Source organism: Lachnoclostridium sp. Marseille-P6806 (assembly GCF_964238185.1).
Lineage (GTDB): Bacteria > Bacillota > Clostridia > Lachnospirales > Lachnospiraceae > Brotaphodocola.
This window is the reverse complement of sequence record NZ_CAXSLG010000001.1, coordinates 234,329-250,001: the sequence shown is the minus strand read 5'-3', so window position 1 is coordinate 250,001 and position 15,673 is coordinate 234,329. Positions and strand designations below refer to the sequence as shown.

At 43.0% G+C, this 15,673-nt stretch carries 13 protein-coding genes, 6 tRNA genes and 1 pseudogene; 18 read left to right on the top strand and 2 right to left on the bottom strand.

The annotated features are described in order from the left end of the window. Position 1 precedes the first annotated feature (1 nt). From ACESON_RS01130 to ACESON_RS01090, 9 genes are all read left to right on the top strand, one after another. A complete protein-coding gene (locus tag ACESON_RS01130; RefSeq protein ID WP_177958481.1) occupies positions 2-1,177 on the top strand; it encodes a THUMP domain-containing protein in 1,176 nt (391 codons plus the stop codon). Next, positions 1,155-2,753 (top strand): lectin like domain-containing protein, encoded by a 1,599-nt coding sequence (locus tag ACESON_RS01125; RefSeq protein WP_373108078.1) that lies wholly within the window; start codon positions 1,155-1,157, stop codon positions 2,751-2,753. The genes ACESON_RS01130 and ACESON_RS01125 overlap by 23 nt, the downstream gene beginning before the upstream one ends. Positions 2,754-2,930: 177 nt before the next feature. Continuing rightward, positions 2,931-3,539: an RdgB/HAM1 family non-canonical purine NTP pyrophosphatase gene (rdgB, locus tag ACESON_RS01120; protein ID WP_177958482.1), complete on the top strand. Its 609-nt coding sequence runs from the start codon at positions 2,931-2,933 to the stop codon at positions 3,537-3,539. Further along, on the top strand, positions 3,539-4,027 hold the full coding sequence (locus ACESON_RS01115; protein WP_177958483.1) for a YfcE family phosphodiesterase: 489 nt from the start codon (positions 3,539-3,541) through the stop codon (positions 4,025-4,027). Before rdgB ends, ACESON_RS01115 begins: the two co-directional genes overlap by 1 nt. A 271-nt stretch (positions 4,028-4,298) precedes the next feature. Continuing rightward, positions 4,299-4,373 (top strand) — tRNA-Pro (locus tag ACESON_RS01110). Between the two features lie 36 nt (positions 4,374-4,409). Then, a tRNA-Gly gene (locus ACESON_RS01105) sits at positions 4,410-4,480 on the top strand. 20 nt (positions 4,481-4,500) lie between these two features. Then, positions 4,501-4,574 (top strand) — tRNA-Arg (locus ACESON_RS01100). A gap of 36 nt (positions 4,575-4,610) precedes the next feature. Then, positions 4,611-4,684: transfer RNA gene (locus ACESON_RS01095), tRNA-His, on the top strand. Between the two features lie 44 nt (positions 4,685-4,728). Further along, positions 4,729-4,807: transfer RNA gene (locus ACESON_RS01090), tRNA-Leu, on the top strand. 173 nt (positions 4,808-4,980) lie between these two features. Here the strand turns inward: ACESON_RS01090 and ACESON_RS01085 are convergent. Continuing rightward, on the bottom strand, positions 4,981-6,255 hold the full coding sequence (locus ACESON_RS01085) for a PucR family transcriptional regulator (protein WP_373108075.1): 1,275 nt from the start codon (positions 6,253-6,255) through the stop codon (positions 4,981-4,983). Between the two features lie 727 nt (positions 6,256-6,982). Between ACESON_RS01085 and ACESON_RS01080 the strand changes: the two genes are divergently transcribed. The 6 genes and pseudogenes from ACESON_RS01080 (at position 6,983) to ACESON_RS01055 (ending at position 11,479) form a co-directional block, all read left to right on the top strand. Continuing rightward, entirely contained in the window at positions 6,983-8,053 is a 1,071-nt protein-coding gene (locus tag ACESON_RS01080) for an ABC transporter substrate-binding protein (protein ID WP_373108073.1), read from the top strand. Continuing rightward, positions 8,001-8,596: pseudogene (locus ACESON_RS01075) on the top strand (ABC transporter permease); the annotation flags it as partial. The gene ACESON_RS01080 and the pseudogene ACESON_RS01075, both read left to right, overlap by 53 nt. Continuing rightward, positions 8,582-9,346: a Na+/H+ antiporter NhaC family protein gene (locus ACESON_RS01070; protein ID WP_373108293.1), complete on the top strand. Its 765-nt coding sequence runs from the start codon at positions 8,582-8,584 to the stop codon at positions 9,344-9,346. The pseudogene ACESON_RS01075 and the gene ACESON_RS01070, both read left to right, overlap by 15 nt. Then, positions 9,336-9,881: a hypothetical protein gene (locus ACESON_RS01065; protein ID WP_373108070.1), complete on the top strand. Its 546-nt coding sequence runs from the start codon at positions 9,336-9,338 to the stop codon at positions 9,879-9,881. The genes ACESON_RS01070 and ACESON_RS01065 overlap by 11 nt, the downstream gene beginning before the upstream one ends. A gap of 240 nt (positions 9,882-10,121) precedes the next feature. After that, positions 10,122-10,194 (top strand) — tRNA-Gln (locus tag ACESON_RS01060). Between the two features lie 259 nt (positions 10,195-10,453). After that, the gene (locus ACESON_RS01055) at positions 10,454-11,479 is read left to right on the top strand and encodes a LacI family DNA-binding transcriptional regulator (RefSeq protein WP_373108068.1); all 1,026 of its coding nucleotides are present in this window, start codon (positions 10,454-10,456) and stop codon (positions 11,477-11,479) included. A gap of 67 nt (positions 11,480-11,546) precedes the next feature. On the opposite strand, the gene ACESON_RS01050 is transcribed toward ACESON_RS01055, so the two are convergent. Next, entirely contained in the window at positions 11,547-11,897 is a 351-nt protein-coding gene (locus ACESON_RS01050) for a cupin domain-containing protein (protein ID WP_373108067.1), read from the bottom strand. Between the two features lie 313 nt (positions 11,898-12,210). On the opposite strand from ACESON_RS01050, the gene ACESON_RS01045 reads away from it, so the two are divergent. Genes ACESON_RS01045 through ACESON_RS01035 form a run of 3 tightly spaced genes read left to right on the top strand, consistent with a single transcriptional unit; the run spans position 12,211 to position 15,668 of the window. Further along, complete coding sequence (locus tag ACESON_RS01045) at positions 12,211-13,194, top strand: isocitrate lyase/phosphoenolpyruvate mutase family protein (protein ID WP_373108064.1); 984 nt, start codon at positions 12,211-12,213, stop codon at positions 13,192-13,194. 12 nt (positions 13,195-13,206) lie between these two features. Next, the gene (locus ACESON_RS01040) at positions 13,207-14,247 is read left to right on the top strand and encodes an oxaloacetate decarboxylase (RefSeq protein ID WP_373108062.1); all 1,041 of its coding nucleotides are present in this window, start codon (positions 13,207-13,209) and stop codon (positions 14,245-14,247) included. A 53-nt stretch (positions 14,248-14,300) separates the two neighbouring features. Next, positions 14,301-15,668, top strand: a complete 1,368-nt coding sequence (locus tag ACESON_RS01035) for an ABC transporter substrate-binding protein (RefSeq protein WP_373108060.1) — start codon at positions 14,301-14,303, stop codon at positions 15,666-15,668. The last annotated feature ends 5 nt before the right edge of the window (positions 15,669-15,673 follow it).

The following is a 15,673-nucleotide window of genomic DNA, read 5'->3' as shown; positions in this document are numbered from 1 at the left end:
TATGGCGACAAAAGTATACGAGCTGATTGCCCCCTGCCATTTCGGGCTGGAGGCAGTTCTGAAAAAAGAAATTCTGGATCTGGGATATGAGATTGCAAGGGTAGAGGACGGCAAGGTGACGTTCTACGGAGATGCAGAGGCTATCTGCCGCGCCAATATTTTTCTGAGAACTACGGAACGGATTCTGCTGAAGGTAGGAAGCTTCCGGGCAGTGACTTTTGAAGAACTGTTTCAGGGAACAAAGGCTTTGCCATGGGAGGATTTTATTCCTCTGGATGGAAAATTCTGGGTGAAAAAGGCCAATTCTATTAAAAGTAAATTATTCAGTCCTTCAGATATTCAGTCTATTATGAAAAAAGCTATGGTAGAGCGGATGAAGAAGGCATATGGGGCAGAGCTGATTCCAGAGACAGGAGCCAGCTATCCGGTGCGGGTTTCTCTGTATAAGGATATTGTGACAGTGGCGCTGGATACTACCGGGGACTCTCTTCATAAGAGAGGATACCGGAAGCTGACCAGTAAAGCGCCGATTGAGGAAACACTGGCAGCTGCTTTGATTATGCTGACTCCGTGGCGGAAGGATCGGATATTTGTGGATCCCTTCTGCGGAAGCGGAACCTTCCCCATTGAGGCAGCTATGATAGCGGCTAATATGGCGCCGGGAATGAACCGTTCCTTCCTTTCTGAAGACTGGAAGCAGGTGATTCCAAGAAAGTGCTGGTATGAGGCAATGGATGAGGCTCAGGAACTGGTAGATGATACGGTTCAGGTGGATATTCAGGGCTACGATATTGACGGCGATATTATCAAAGCAGCAAGAGCGAATGCAGAGCTGGCGGGAGTAGGTCACATGATTCATTTTCAGCAGCGCCCTGTAGGTCAGCTCAGTCATCCAAAAAAGTACGGATTTCTGGTTACAAACCCGCCTTACGGCGAGCGGATTGAGGAAAAGAAAAATCTTCCGGCACTTTATACGCAGTTAGGCGAGCGGTTTGCAGCTCTGGATTCCTGGTCTGCATTTTTGATTACATCTTATGAAGATGTGGAGAAATATATGGGACGAAAGGCAGATCGAAACAGAAAAATTTATAATGGTATGATGAAAACCTATTATTATCAGTTCCTGGGGCCAAAGCCTCCGAAACGGAAAATGGATGATGAGAAAAAGGAAGTCTGAGGCGCTGAAGGTGAGCGATTCGGAGGGTGAGAAAAAACATTTCCGATTTGGACGGATGGCAGCCCTTGCAGCCGCAGCTCTTTTGGCTGGGGCCTGGACAGGCGGCTGTTCAGGAGGCAGGTTGGAAATACGTTCCGGATGGGAGAAAAGTTTGCCGGCCAGCGGAGAAAACCGGGGCGAGAAGGCAGGAGAGCCGGCCAGCGGAGAAAACCGGGGTGGAAAGGCAGGAGAGCCAGCCAGCGGAGAAAACCGGCGTGAGAAGACAGAGAAAATGCCGTCAGAAGGCTCAGAAAAGGCTGTAAAAGGCGGAAATGCAGGGAAGGAGCAAAGCAGACCGGAACAGGACGAAAAACCCGAGAAAAAGAAAAATAACAGCTCAGAGGATGAAATGCTTCCAGAACGCTATGATGCCAGAGAAATGGGGCGGGCAGCACCGGTAGAGGATCAGGGAGAGCTTGGAACCTGTTGGGCTTTTGCATCCCTTCAGTCGCTGGAAAACAGTCTGCTTCCGGATGAAATATTTGATTTTTCCGAAGATCACATGTCAAAGAATCCCAACTTTAATCTGGGGCAGGAGTCTGGCGGAGACTATATTATGTCCATGGCCTATCTTCTTTCCTGGCAGGGACCTGTTTTAGAAACAGAGGATCCCTACGGGGACGGAATATCTCCCCGGGGACTGAAGCCGGCAAAGCATGTTCAGGAAATCCGGCTGCTTCCTCCGGGAGATCGTCAGGCAATCAAACAGGCGGTATACGAGAGCGGAGGAGTGCAGAGTGCCCTGTATACCAGTCTTCAAGGCAGGGACAGCCTTTCTGGATACTATAACAGAGAAACCGGCGCATACTGCTGTCTGGAAGAAAAGACAGCGAATCACGATATTGTGATTATTGGCTGGGATGATCATTATCCGGCGGAAAATTTTACGTCAGAGGTTCCTGGTGATGGGGCATTTCTTTGTGAAAACAGTTGGGGAACTGGATTTGGCTTAGATGGATTTTTTTATGTATCTTATTATGACGCCAATTTGGGAAAAACGGCGATTCAGTACAAAAAGACAGAGAATGCTGATAACTACGACAAGATTTATCAGAGTGATTTGTGCGGCTGGGTAGGACAGGCCGGGTATGGCGCGGAAACAGCCTGGGCTGTTAATGTATATACAGCCGGAAGCGAGGAAGCTCTGGAGGCAGCCGGATTTTATGCTACTGATAAAAACAGTGACTATGAGATTTATCTGGTAAGGGATGTTCCAGAGGAGCCGGAGCTTTTGAAGGATTCCTGTTTTCAGCAGAGAGAAAAATATGCATCCGGGCATCTGGAATATGCCGGATATTATACAATTCCCCTGAAGAAGCCAGAGACGCTGAAACCAGGGGAACGATTTGGAATTATGATAAAAATAACAACGCCAGGGGCGGTTCATCCGGTTGCTGTCGAATACGATGCAGGAGACGATAAATGCCGGATTGATCTGACAGATGGTGAGGGATATCTCAGCCCTGATGGAAAACAGTGGGAACGGGCTGAAGAGACCCAGGCGTGCAATTTGTGCTTGAAGGCTTATACATCGTAACAGTTCAGCCTTGCATCTTCTTGCCCGCTTACAGCGGACAAGAAGCTTTAGGCGTTTGCCTTATGTGGATTTGGTCAGAAAAATTCTTATGAAAGTAAGCTTTCAACAAGGTTTTCTGACCGAATCCCCGCAAGGCTGAACTGTTACTATACATCACAGAAAAGCAGGTGAGAAATGATGAAACACAGAATTATATTTGCTACCGGCAATGCCGGGAAGATGAAGGAAATCCGACTGATACTGGAGGATTTGGGATGTCCTGTACTCTCAATGAAAGAGGCACAGGCAGATCCGGAGATTGTGGAAAATGGCGTAACCTTCGGAGAGAATGCAGAAATCAAGGCGCGAGCTGTATGGGCCTGTACAGGAGATATTGTTCTGGCGGATGATTCCGGCCTTGTGGTGGATTATATTGGCGGAGAGCCTGGAATTTATTCCGCCCGTTATCTTGGTGAGGATACCTCCTACGATATTAAAAATCAGAATATTATTGATCGTCTGGCAGGCGCAGAGGGGGAGCAGCGCTCGGCCCGTTTTGTCTGTAATATTGCAGCAGTGCTTCCAGATGGAAGGGTACTGCATACAGAAGCCGCTATGGAAGGGCTTATTGCTGAGAAGCCGGCAGGAAACGGCGGATTTGGTTATGACCCGATTCTCTACCTTCCGGAATTTGGGAAAACCTCTGCAGAGCTGACAATAGAAGAAAAAAATAAAATCAGCCATAGAGGAAAAGCCCTGGAGGCTATGAAAGCCCAGCTGAAGAAGGTTCTGGAGGAGGAATTCTGATGAAAGTACTGATTGTAAGCGATACGCACAGGAAAGATGATAACCTGGAGCGGATCATCGAAGAGGAAGCCCCTTTTGATATGCTGATTCATTTGGGAGATGCTGAGGGCAGCGAATATTTGATTGAGGATTGGGTAGATAAAGACTGTCAGCTGGAAATGGTAAAAGGAAACAATGATTTTTTCTCTGTTCTGGAGAGGGAAATTGAGCTGGAGCTGGGAAACCATCGGATTTTGCTGACTCATGGTCATTATTACAATGTTTCTCTGGGGGTGGAAGGACTCCGGGAGGAGGCTATAGAACGTGGCTGTGATATTGCCATGTATGGTCACACTCACAGGCCTTATTTAGAGCAGGGAGGAAAAGTAACCATTCTTAATCCAGGAAGCCTGTCCTATCCCCGCCAGGAAGGCCACAGGCCTTCCTATATGATTATGGAGCTGGATAAAGATGGAACGCCGTCATATCACACCTGCTATCTGGACTGAAAATGAAAAGGATATCAGAAAAGCTGCAGGGCAAGATTCTTTTCAGAAATTCTGAAGAAGCTGTGGAGGGGGAGCTGAGAAAAAGCTCCTCTTCTGACTTTTGGAAAAGCCAAAAACAGAGGACTGGAACCTGGAAAAATGAGGTGAAAAAAGTTTTAAAAAAAATTTGAAAATATAGTTGACAAATGTAAAAAGCTATTATATAATGATACTCGCGTTGCTGATGAACACAAAACACAAAAGCAACACAAGCAAAAGGTTTTCAGAGATCCGGGGTGTGGCTCAGCTTGGCTAGAGCGCCTGGTTTGGGACCAGGAAGTCGCAGGTTCGAATCCTGTCACCCCGATGTCTATCCCATTGGGAGTGAACAAAATTTTATTACGCGGGTGTAGTTCAATGGTAGAACACCAGCCTTCCAAGCTGGATACGTGGGTTCGATTCCCATCACCCGCTTTGGTAATGATAATTACCGTGAGTCTGTAGCTCAGCTGGATAGAGCAACGGCCTTCTAAGCCGTGGGTCGGGGGTTCGAATCCCTTCAGGCTCATTTCCTTGAATATAAGGAAAAAGTTTTATAATTATGGTGGGTATAGCGCAGCTGGTTAGCGCGCCAGATTGTGGCTCTGGAGGCCAAGGGTTCGAATCCCTTTATCCACCCTCAAAATTCCTTCGGGAATTTTTTTTTACCTATCTTTAAAAATGCGGGCGTGGCGGAATGGCAGACGCACCAGCCTTAGGAGCTGGCGGGTGACCGTGCAGGTTCAAGTCCTGTCGCCCGCATGGAAAATCCCTTGTAATCAAGGGATTTTTTATTTTAGAAAAAGTTTGTTTTATTAAATAAAGGTTTTTTGGAGATATGCACTATGCGCCAGAGAAAAATGTCTGATGACATAACTGTCTCTGGCGCGAGAATGTTCTAAGACATATTTTTAACAGATAATTGCAAAACGCGTTTAATTCTGATAAAGCTGCATAATTTGCAGTCCCATTTCCATTTCCAGTCTCATGTGGCTGTCATTATAATTACAGTCAAGAATCTGAGAAATTCTTTCCAGTCGATTCAGCATAGTTTTATAATGGATGAATAGTTTTTTCGCGGCATGTGCAGCGTTGCAGTTGGATGCGTAATAAGTTGAAAGCGTGTGTACAAGACTTGTGTGGTTTTTTTGATCATATGCACAAAGCTGCTTTAAACATTCCGGAATATAGGCATCGACAGATTCCTCGGAAGGAATGTTGCCGAGAAGCTTTAAAATACCCAGAGTTTCATAGGATATGATGGATTCTCCTGTGGTGTGAGAGATTTTTAAGGCTTTTAAAGCCGTTTGGTAGCTTTTGCTGATATCGGTGAAGTTTTGTTCCGTAGTTCCAATACCGGAGAACATCTGTTTGATAAGGTTTTTCGTTTTTAAATAGTGTTCAATTTGCTGACAGGTGGCTTTTGATTTTTTTTGAGCCTGCTCTGATGACTCGGGTGGGAATTGCCCAACCATATAGAGACCATTGGACAGAGCTCGAAGAAAATAGTAATCATCTGGATGGTAATAATGAATCATAAATTCCAGTACTGCGTAATATGCGGAGAATTCCATATCTTTTTGTCGTTCTGCTGGAATGAAGTCCAGGTAAATTACAATATAAAGACGTTTTGATTTAAATCCTAAAAGGCCAGCCCATTCGCTTATGGTAGAGGGAGTAAGACGTCCGGAATTGGTAATAGCATCCATTAAACCATTACGCGAACGATTTACTACGGTAAAGACAGATTGGCGCATTTCATATTCAATGGATAGGATAGAAATTGCGGTTTTTAATGCTGCGTAAAATAACGAATGAGGCAGTTCACTGCAGTTCCCAACAATAAAAAACTCAATGATTTCACCAAAACGATAAATGGGGAGGATTAAACATATTCCCATATCCTTTCGAAAAATTTTTCCAGAATAAACGGGGGTTTGATCCAGGTGATGTATAATGGTAGAGTGTTCCGGAAGCTGATGAAAAAAATCATTAGATCCGATAAATGCTTTTTGATTATCAGTTGGTTCCAGGATTAATACTTTTTTTCCAGTCCATCGGTCAAGGCTTGGATTAGATCTCGCATTCGGCTGTGATATCCGTTTTGGAGAGCCTCCAGAAATTGCTGGGTCAGAAATAATTGATATTGAGCTTCCAGAATGGGATATAGATCTGGACAAGAACTCGTAAGCATAGCCAGAATATGGCATAAACTGTTGCTGCCAACATCCACATAGGAGATACCATCAGGAATAGATGGTGTTGTTTGATGCTTTGAGATGAATGAAGATTCTGAAAGCTCGTATAAAAGGAATAAACAGGACGAGATATCTGAAATGGAATCAGGAAAAACGCCATTTTTTTAAGTATACATATTTGACAAAAATGTTTTGATGCAGAATGTACAGTATCAAGAGATATCTGTATAGTGGAATTGGAAAATAATTCCTTTGCAGTATAAGGAATAATGGAAAAAATCAATGAGTTGTCTCCTTTAGGTGAGTTATATATTTTGTTGTTTGAAATATCGAAAAATCAAACATTTATAAGTTAATTTGCAGACCATTTCTTATTATACCCAATTTAGAAACAGAAAAATATATCAAAACAGGATAGTTTTAAATGTAGATTTATGACAATATTCATTATTCTTTTCGGGCTGCCATGTATGCAATGCTGGATACGGGGCGGCATGTATTTGAAACAAAGACAAATGACTATGTAATGGAGCATTATGATTATACTGGCTACCACTTCTATTATTCACCTATGACCTGCTTCCTTAGTGATGGAAAGTGGGCAGAGCGGGAGTCAAGATACGTAGACAAACCTGAAGATGCGTTTGCGGTTAGAAAGCAGAAAGGATTCTGTGGACCGACAGATAAGTTGGTGCCAGATAACGAGTTAAGCGAAAAATAAAATAGGGGAGGGAACGGCATGAGAAAAGGAATTACACTGGTTTTGGCAGTATCATTAGCAGCTGGTTTGCTGATGGGATGTGGTAATAGTCAGACATCATCAACGGAAAGTGTAGTACAAAATTCGGAGAAAACATCAGAAGGAGCCGGACAGCCTTCAACACCTCCGGAAACAGAGAAAAGTGGAGGAGATTTAAAAATTGCAATTAATACTGAATGTATTCATACAATGCTTAGTTTTGATTTAACTGGAGCGGGCGCAGATTATTACTATTCATGGCCGGTTTATGAATCCTTATTTAAACCAAATGAAGAGGGGACAGTGGATCCATGGCTTTTGGAGGATTATTCCTATGATCCAGATGCTTTAACGTATACTTTTCATGTTCGAAAGGGAGTAACCTTTGCGGATGGGACTGTATTGGATGCAGAAGCAGTAAAATGGAATCTGGATCATTACTTAGAGGTTGGGGCAAAGGTAGAGGCGCTGCTTTCTTCGATTGATTCTGTAGAGGTGATTGATGAGTATACTGTACAACTCAATCTAAATAAATGGAGCTCGATTCTTCCTTATGCATTTTCTCGGGAATGCGGATATATGTTTTCACCAACATTTTTCAAGGAACATGGAGAGGAATATTGTAAAGAACACCCATGCGGAACGGGACCATTTGATTTGGCAGAATGGAATTATGATGTATCCAAAAAGTTTGTAAAAAGAGATGATTATTGGGGCGGCGATGTAAAGCTGGATAGTGTAGAGTATATTATTTATAAAGATCCTCTGGTATCCAGTGCTGCTCTTCAGTCTGGTGAAATCGATGCGATTCTTGCACCTACTGCGGAAAGCGCAGATTCTTTAAAGGCTTTAGGATATGATATAAAAACATGTTCAGTAAAATCTCATTCATATCTGCTTTGCTTTAACTCTTTAAATGAAGCGGGAAATGACCCGACAGGAGATGTGCGTGTTCGGCAGGCTATTTCATATGCGATTGACGCGGATGCTTTGGTAAAGGCTGTTTGGGGAGATTACGGTGATACAAGAAATCAGTTTGGCGTCGGAAATCATTATTACAGTGAAGATTAATGAACGATTGCCGAATACGATTTCTATTGGACTTCCAGGATTGGTATTTGGTGTTTTAATTGGGATTGGTGTGGGAATTTTATCTGCTGTGAAACGAGGAACATGGATTGATCAGGGATTAACGTTGCTTGTAAACTTTTTTTTAGGCGCACCACGTTTCCTTGTTACTATTTTTGGTGTAATTATTCTAGGATTGCAGCTGAAACTGATTCCTCTTCAGGGGTATACGGCTCCGTGGGTTGATTTTGGAGAATACGTTCATAAAGCATTTTGGCCTGTTGTAGTCAATGCTATCTACACGACTGCCATTCTGGCGCGACAGACAAGATCTAACATACTGGAAGTAATAAATCGGGATTATGTGAGAACGGCTAGAGCGAATGGTCTTTCTGAAAGTAGAATTATTTTAAAATATACATTAAAAATGCGTTGATTCCAGTGATTACAATCATAAGTTTGCAAATGAGAAATATTGTGGCTGGGGCGGTTATTATAGAAAATGTTTTTAATATTCCGGGAATTGGGCAGATGTTGGTATCTGGTGTGCAACAGAGAGACTATTTTATGCTGTTTTTTGCATTGATGCTTTTGGGGGGTATTGCAGTTGATATCTCTGTACTTTATGCACTTTCAGGCGGTTTGATATGTTTCTGCATTTATACGCTTTATTCCAAATATACACTAAGAGATTTGGCGGGAATGATTTGGAAGGGCGTGAAAGATTCAAAAACAATTCTGCTCGTGTTTGTTTTGATTGGTTTTCTCACAGCGTCATGGAGGGCTTCAGGAACAATCCCCTGTATTGTTTATTATTCGGCGTTGTCTATGGTTGCGCAATATTATCTTGTACTTACATTTATTCTTTGCTGTGGAATGTCCCTTCTGACAGGCACTTCTTTTGGAACAGTTTCTACTATGGGGGTGATTTGTGCTGGTGTAGGACGTGCCTTAGGTGTTTCTGAACTTTATATTGGAGGTGCTGTTCTTTCTGGAATTTATCTAGGAGAACAGTGTTCTCCAATGTCGTCCAGTGCGCTTTTGGTATGTGAATTGACAGGAACAAATATTTATACGAATATTGCAAAAGTGATAAAAAATAATTGTGCCATTGATAGGAACTGCAATACTATATTTATGGCTTGGAGGAGAAGGAACATCAGTAAAAGAAGCAATAAATACAGCAACTGTTTTTATGTCAGAATTCCGTCTGGATATTGTTACATTAATTCCGGCTTTGGTAATTATTGTTTTTTCCATTTTTCGTATAAAAGTAGAGGTTACAATGCTGGTTAGTGTACTAACAGCGGGAGTTTTGAGTATTTTCTGGCAGGGAATGTCCTTACAGGAGTTTTCCAGAACTTTGATTTTGGGGTATCATACACAGCGAGAAGAATTGTCTGGTCTAATTGATGGTGGCGGCTTGATTTCGATGATAGATATAGGGGCTATTGTTGCTATCTCTTCTGCATATTTTGGAATATTCAGCTCTACAAAGCTTCTTCATAAACTGAAGTTCTGGGTTAGAGAAATGGCTTATCACACCAATGTATATTTTGCAACAGTTATCGTTTCTGTAGTAACCTGTGCCATTAGCTGCAATCAGACTTTGGCTTCGATGCTTACTTATGAGATGACAAAGAAAATGGTGCCTGATAAGGGCGAGCTGGCGGTAAATTTGGAAACATCTGTAATTGTGATAGCAGGATTAATTCCCTGGAGTATTGCATGTGCATTCCCTCTTTCTGTAGTTGGAGCGCCGAGCGCCAAAAGAGAGCCTGTTGTATGCATCATATCTTTACTTGGTTCCTGCATGGATGCTTTTATGTAGCCTGTGGAAAAAAAGAGAGTGAGAAGAGAAAGGTGGCAGCCAGGTAGCTTGTAAAATAGGATTCAAGACAGCTTGGCTGTGCCTTTTTCTAAGATATTTGCCGAAATGCTTTTTGTAAAGTTCTTTTTGATGAGGAGAAATTCTTTTCTAATTAGTCTATTCATTAATAAAATCCCTTGATTTTTTTGCTGTTATAAGGTACAATGTATATCGCATTTCCAATTATGTTTATTTTATTATTGGGCTATCGCCAAGCGGTAAGGCACAGGACTTTGACTCCTGCATTACGTTGGTTCGAATCCAACTAGCCCAGCTGGAAATCTATGGAGGGTTTGTAGAATCATTGATTTTGCAGACTCTTTTTTTGCTGTGTCAATGGTTGGTGAAGTATTCTTTGGGATGCTGTCTCATCTTAAATTTAGGGATGTTTTAGTGTTTGGCTGTTGTGATTGCTATGGAGATGAATGTGAAAGTTTTTCCAGATGAGACGAAAATGGAATCTTATTGTTCATGGGTATCGAATGCAACTTTTGTTGCACTTTGTATTGCAAAAAATGCAACAGTAAAGTATAATGAAAATAATAGGGGAGGAGGCGATTGTCATTACCATATATGATATTGCAGAGTTGACGGGGGTGTCACCAAGTACAGTTTCTCGCGCGTTAAATGGGAAACCGGGGGTAAGTGCTAAAAACAGAGCATTGATTCAGGCGGTTTTGGATAAGTATGATTATATACCGGATGAGGCGGCGCGAATGTTGGGAAAACAGCGTTCCCGAATGGTTGGTGTTGTTACAGATGATTTAAATTCCAGACATCAAAATGAGGCTTTTGCCAGATGTCAGAATGAATTGATTGTGAACGGGTATCAATGTATTCCTCGCAGTATTGGTTCGGAGCCGGACAGTTTAGAAAAGTTGATTGTGGAATTAAAACGGCATAGAGTGGAGGGCGTATTGCTGTTTGGTCTTACATTTACAGACCATGAACGGTTGGAGAAGGTGATTGAACGCTGGCTGCCAGATGTGCCGGTGCTTCTGGTGTATCAGAATGAACGATTCAACCGTGAAAATGTTTACTGCATCGGAGCAAATGAGAGAAAAGGATTTCGTCATTGTGTCCGGCATCTTGTAGAACGAGGAAGAAAGAAACTGGTCTTAATTGTGGAAGATGGACGGGCTAGCCGGGAAAAGATACGTACCTATTTTGAGATGGCGGTACAGGAGTATTCAGATTTGGAGTATCGTGTGTATATGGATGTTCCATCTGAGGCAGAGAGCGGCGAAGAAGTAGTTCAGAGGATTTTAAAGGAACTGCCGGAGGTGGACGGCATTTTGTGTACTCAGGATCGGCTGGCGATTGAAGTAATGTATGCGCTGCAGAAGCACGGAAAAAGGATTCCGGAAGATATTTCGCTGATTGGAGAGGGAAATACCGAATTATGTGAAGTTTGTCGCCCGAGATTGACTTCACTGGATACTATGGTAACTGTTTCGTCTATGATGTCTGTCCGTATTTTGATGGATGTAATGGAGGGGCGTTCTCAAACCCATAAAATCACATTGGAGATGGAATTGGTTAACCGGGAAACTATATAGTAGAAACAGAAGAGAATGAAATGCAAAGGGGCTGTCGCTTGTGCGGCAACCCCTTTGCTGATCAGAGCTATTCGTACAGGATTAATGCAATCATTTCAATGGGTTCGTCTCCAATGCATGCAAGACCGTGACCTTCGCCGGGAGCGCAGTATGTGACATCGCCGGCAGAAACGGTAACGAGAGTTCCGTTGTCGTTATAGCGCCCGGTTCCGCTTAAAATATAATAGGTTTCGCTGTCTCCGGTGTGGATGTGATAGCCGATTTCGGAGTTGGGATAGACTGTGGTATGACCAAAAACTCTGCCCTTCTGGCTCATTTCTTCTGGTCCATTTAAAAGACTGCGGACGGTAATCTCGCCAACGCCGTTGAAGGGGGCTGGTTTACGGACGGTTTCTTTTTCGTTGTTCTTTCGTATCATAGCGATTCCTCCATTAGATATAAGATAAAAGTTGAACGGTACAATTGCATTTGTTTGGTTTGTGTTTTTGTGTGATGTTTTTAAAAAAATGAAACCGATTTCGTGTATGCTAAATTATTTTAACATGGAGAAAAGAGAAAATAAATGGATAAATAATACAAAAAACAAGTGAAAATGATGGCAAAAATGACGAAAATGTATATTTCTTATTTTATTATATTGAAATATGATGGCGAAAGTGCTATTCTAATGGTGCAACAAAAACGAAAAAAATGAAATGAAAGTTGCAGATATACTTAGGAGGGATTCGGCTATGGCCAGTAAAAAGACATTGCGTCAGATTTTGGATGAGAGTAAAGAGTGTTTCTTAGTTCCATGTGTGTATGATTGTGCATCAAATCATGCAGTGGAAATGTGCGGATTTCCGGTAAGCCTTCTTTCTGGTGGAGAGGTTTCTATTTCGTTAAACGGGGTCATTGACTATGGCTTTACAAATTTGTCAGATCTAGAGCGAGTGGTAAGCCGCGTGGCTCAGACCTCTTCTATCCCGTTGATTGCAGATATTGAAGATGGTTTTGGCGGTCCGTTGTCTGTGTATCGTGCAGCTAAGATTTTATCTTCAGCAGGAGCTGCAGCTATTCAGCTGGAGGATTCTGCTGATATGGAAGAAAGTACAAAAATTCTTCCTCGTGATAAATATATGGCAAAGGTTAGAGCTGCATTGGAAGGATTGAAAGGAACTGATTGCTTATTGATTGCACGGAGTAATGCAGATCCTGCGGATCCGGAACAGATGAAGGAGGGCTGTGAGCGTCTTCAGGAAGCGATTGATATTGGTAAAGAAATGGGACAGTATGTTATTGCTATGATGGTTCTGGTTGGCAATATTGAACAGGCCACAGAAATGGCTAAGATTGTAACAGGGCCGAAGATTTTTGCGGATGTCCGTGCTTATAAGGGGGAAGATGGTCATTATCATCCGGCAGTAACTATGGAGGAACTGACTCCCTTAGGATTTAAAATGTGCAGCAGTCATTATACTATGAAGGCAGCCATGGAGGGTATGTTGGAGCATGGCCTTGTGAACTTTAAAAAACAGAGCGTGGCATATTCCTTTGAAAATGCTCCCGCATCCGGTATCGAAAGTTTCTCCTGTTCCGGAATGTTTGATCCTCAGGCATATCTTGCCCTGGAAAATAGCTTTACTCATGGAAATAAGGAATATACGATTGTAGGCCATCAGGTGGAGGATTATCCGGAAGGATTCGTTCGCCCGGATATCAAAGAACGTCTGTAAGGGGGAAATGATATGAGCTTGCCTTATATTTTAACAAAAGAGGAAAAACGCCCAGCAGAGGACCGGTTGCGGGAACTGGTAAGAGGAGACAGGGCTCTGATTGTGCCAGAACTTCATGACTGTATGTCTGCAAAGGCAGCAGAGATGAATGGATTTGAAGTTATCATGGTTTCCAGTGGAGATCTGGCATGCGCAGTAACTGGAATTCCGGATCTGCAACTTTTGTCCATTGATGATTTTGTGAGGGTAACAGAGCAGATTACCAGAATGACACCGATGCCGCTGATTATAGATGCAGATGACGGTTTTGGTCTGGGCAGAGCATTGAATACACAGTATGGATGTATGAGAATCGTGCAGGCGGGGGCTGCAGGAGTGCTGGTTACGGATACTTCTGAGCTGGCCAGGAAGGGGCAATTGTCTATTCCAGATGCGTGCCTGCGGTTTCAGGCTGCAAGGGCCGGGTTGGATGCAAACGGTCGTCATGGCTTCCTGATTGCCCGTTGCGATAGTGATCTGGTAGGCGAGTTTGATGAGACTGTGGAACGTTGTGCGGCGTATATCGATGCTGGAGCGGATATGCTTTGTATCTTGTGGATGCATAAAATTCCGGATAGAAATCTGAAGCTGGAAATGTGTCGAAAATTAAGAGATGCCTTGAATGCAAAAGGCGGGAAATACAAAGACTTTCCTATGTGGTATCCGGATTTATGCGGAAAAGCCCATGACCCGGAAGAGGTTTCTATGAAGGATTTAAATGAACTGGGGGTCTATAAATTAGTAGGAATTCATTTTAGTGCCCATGCAGCAATGCTTGCCATGTTGGACGTAGGTCGCCATGTTATGATGGAACAGACCAATGACTATGTGGATTATCATTTTGATGAGACGGGTTACAAGACCTTTACTACCATGAGTATGTTCGGGTTGACAGATGGAAGCTGGGTGGAAGCAGAAAATGCCTTTGTTCGGGAGGCACAGGATTCTGTAGCACAGCGAAATGCAGATTATTTTGTACGGAAAGATGATGTACATGATCCGGACAGAAAATAAATGAATGGAATGCGCAAACAAGCGTGATATAAAAAATGGAGGAGGAATTTTTTATGAAGAAACTGTTAAGCGTTACTTTGGCGACGGTTATGGCGGTGTCGTTGACTGCTTGTACTGGTACTGTGGATTCTGAAACAGCTAATACAGGAACAACACCGGCAGCAGGAACCACAGCAGGAACTGAAACTACAGCTGCATCTGGTAAGAATGATGCTACATCTGGAGATACCATTAAAATCGGAGTTTTAACGGATCGGTCTTCCGCTGCCGCAGCAACAGTTACCTGGGCAGAGGCAGGTGCCATTCTGGCGGTAAATGAAGCCAATGATGCAGGCGGTGTGGATGGAAAGATGGTTGAGTTGGTTTACAGAGATACGGCAAGTGATTCTGCAAATGTAGCGCAGAAGGCTACTGAACTGGTAAACGAGGGCTGTATTGCAATTCTGGGGCCGAAATCCGATGGAGAAGCACCTACCGGCGCGACCTGGGCAGAGGAAAATAAGTTTCCTGTGGTTACTCCTTGTACAATGAATACGCGGGTTACGGTGGAAAATGCTTCCAGATATATGTTCTCCTGTGGATTTGTGGCATGGCCCATTGCGAAGATGAATGCAAAGTATGCAGCTGATCAGGGCTATACGAGTGCATTTTTTATTGGAAATGATGGCGGTGCTTCCGGAGACAGCCGAGACTTCTTCTATAGAGAACTTGGCGATGGATTTACCAATATGGGTTCTAATCAGGTATCAAGTAACTCTACCGAGTTTTCTACTATTATTTCTTCTGTAGTAGGAAAAAATCCAGATGTTATCATTGGTGCAGTAGCAGGACCAAATTTTGTATCCCTGATCAACCAGGGCGCTCAGTTTGGACTTTGGAATAACTGTGATTATCTTGGCTGGTATACCTGTGATTCTACCAACACATCAGCCTTGGCTGAAGCGGGAAATTATCCTTACGGCAAGGTGCATGGTGTGCAACTGTGGCCATTCTGGCTGGATGAAATTGAGGGGAATGCAGAATTTGTACAGGCTTATTCTGATATAGGAAAAGAATACTACAATAAGGAAATCGGGCCGTCTGATATGGGATATACATGGTATGTAGGCATTAAAGCAATCATTGAAGCAGCTAAGACAACGGCGGATGACCTGAGTCCGGAGGCAATGACCACTGCTCTGAGTAATGTGCATTTCAGCACCTTGTATGGTGATGACCTCTATTTCCGTGATTTTGACCATGTAATGGCTCATGCATACTATTATGTAACTGCAGTAGAGGATACTAGTGGAAAATGGAATATCCCGGTAGGCGATATTTATGCTGTATATGAAGGCAATGAGATGCTTCCGTCTAAGGAGGATGTCCAGAAATATGCAGAGGAAATGGGATATACATTTAAAGATCTGAGTGTTCAGTAAATGAC

What these genes read in the sequence shown, in the direction of transcription:
- ACESON_RS01130 (WP_177958481.1), top strand. Translation starts at nt 2, where the DNA reads ATGGCGACAAAAGTATACGAGCTGATTGCCCCCTGCCATTTCGGGCTG.
- ACESON_RS01125 (WP_373108078.1), top strand. Translation starts at nt 1,155, where the DNA reads ATGATGAGAAAAAGGAAGTCTGAGGCGCTGAAGGTGAGCGATTCGGAG.
- rdgB (WP_177958482.1), top strand. Translation starts at nt 2,931, where the DNA reads ATGAAACACAGAATTATATTTGCTACCGGCAATGCCGGGAAGATGAAG.
- ACESON_RS01115 (WP_177958483.1), top strand. Translation starts at nt 3,539, where the DNA reads ATGAAAGTACTGATTGTAAGCGATACGCACAGGAAAGATGATAACCTG.
- ACESON_RS01085 (WP_373108075.1), bottom strand. Translation starts at nt 6,255, where the DNA reads ATGCCATATTCTGGCTATGCTTACGAGTTCTTGTCCAGATCTATATCC.
- ACESON_RS01080 (WP_373108073.1), top strand. Translation starts at nt 6,983, where the DNA reads ATGAGAAAAGGAATTACACTGGTTTTGGCAGTATCATTAGCAGCTGGT.
- ACESON_RS01070 (WP_373108293.1), top strand. Translation starts at nt 8,582, where the DNA reads ATGTTGGTATCTGGTGTGCAACAGAGAGACTATTTTATGCTGTTTTTT.
- ACESON_RS01065 (WP_373108070.1), top strand. Translation starts at nt 9,336, where the DNA reads ATGCTGGTTAGTGTACTAACAGCGGGAGTTTTGAGTATTTTCTGGCAG.
- ACESON_RS01055 (WP_373108068.1), top strand. Translation starts at nt 10,454, where the DNA reads ATGAAAATAATAGGGGAGGAGGCGATTGTCATTACCATATATGATATT.
- ACESON_RS01050 (WP_373108067.1), bottom strand. Translation starts at nt 11,897, where the DNA reads ATGATACGAAAGAACAACGAAAAAGAAACCGTCCGTAAACCAGCCCCC.
- ACESON_RS01045 (WP_373108064.1), top strand. Translation starts at nt 12,211, where the DNA reads ATGGCCAGTAAAAAGACATTGCGTCAGATTTTGGATGAGAGTAAAGAG.
- ACESON_RS01040 (WP_373108062.1), top strand. Translation starts at nt 13,207, where the DNA reads ATGAGCTTGCCTTATATTTTAACAAAAGAGGAAAAACGCCCAGCAGAG.
- ACESON_RS01035 (WP_373108060.1), top strand. Translation starts at nt 14,301, where the DNA reads ATGAAGAAACTGTTAAGCGTTACTTTGGCGACGGTTATGGCGGTGTCG.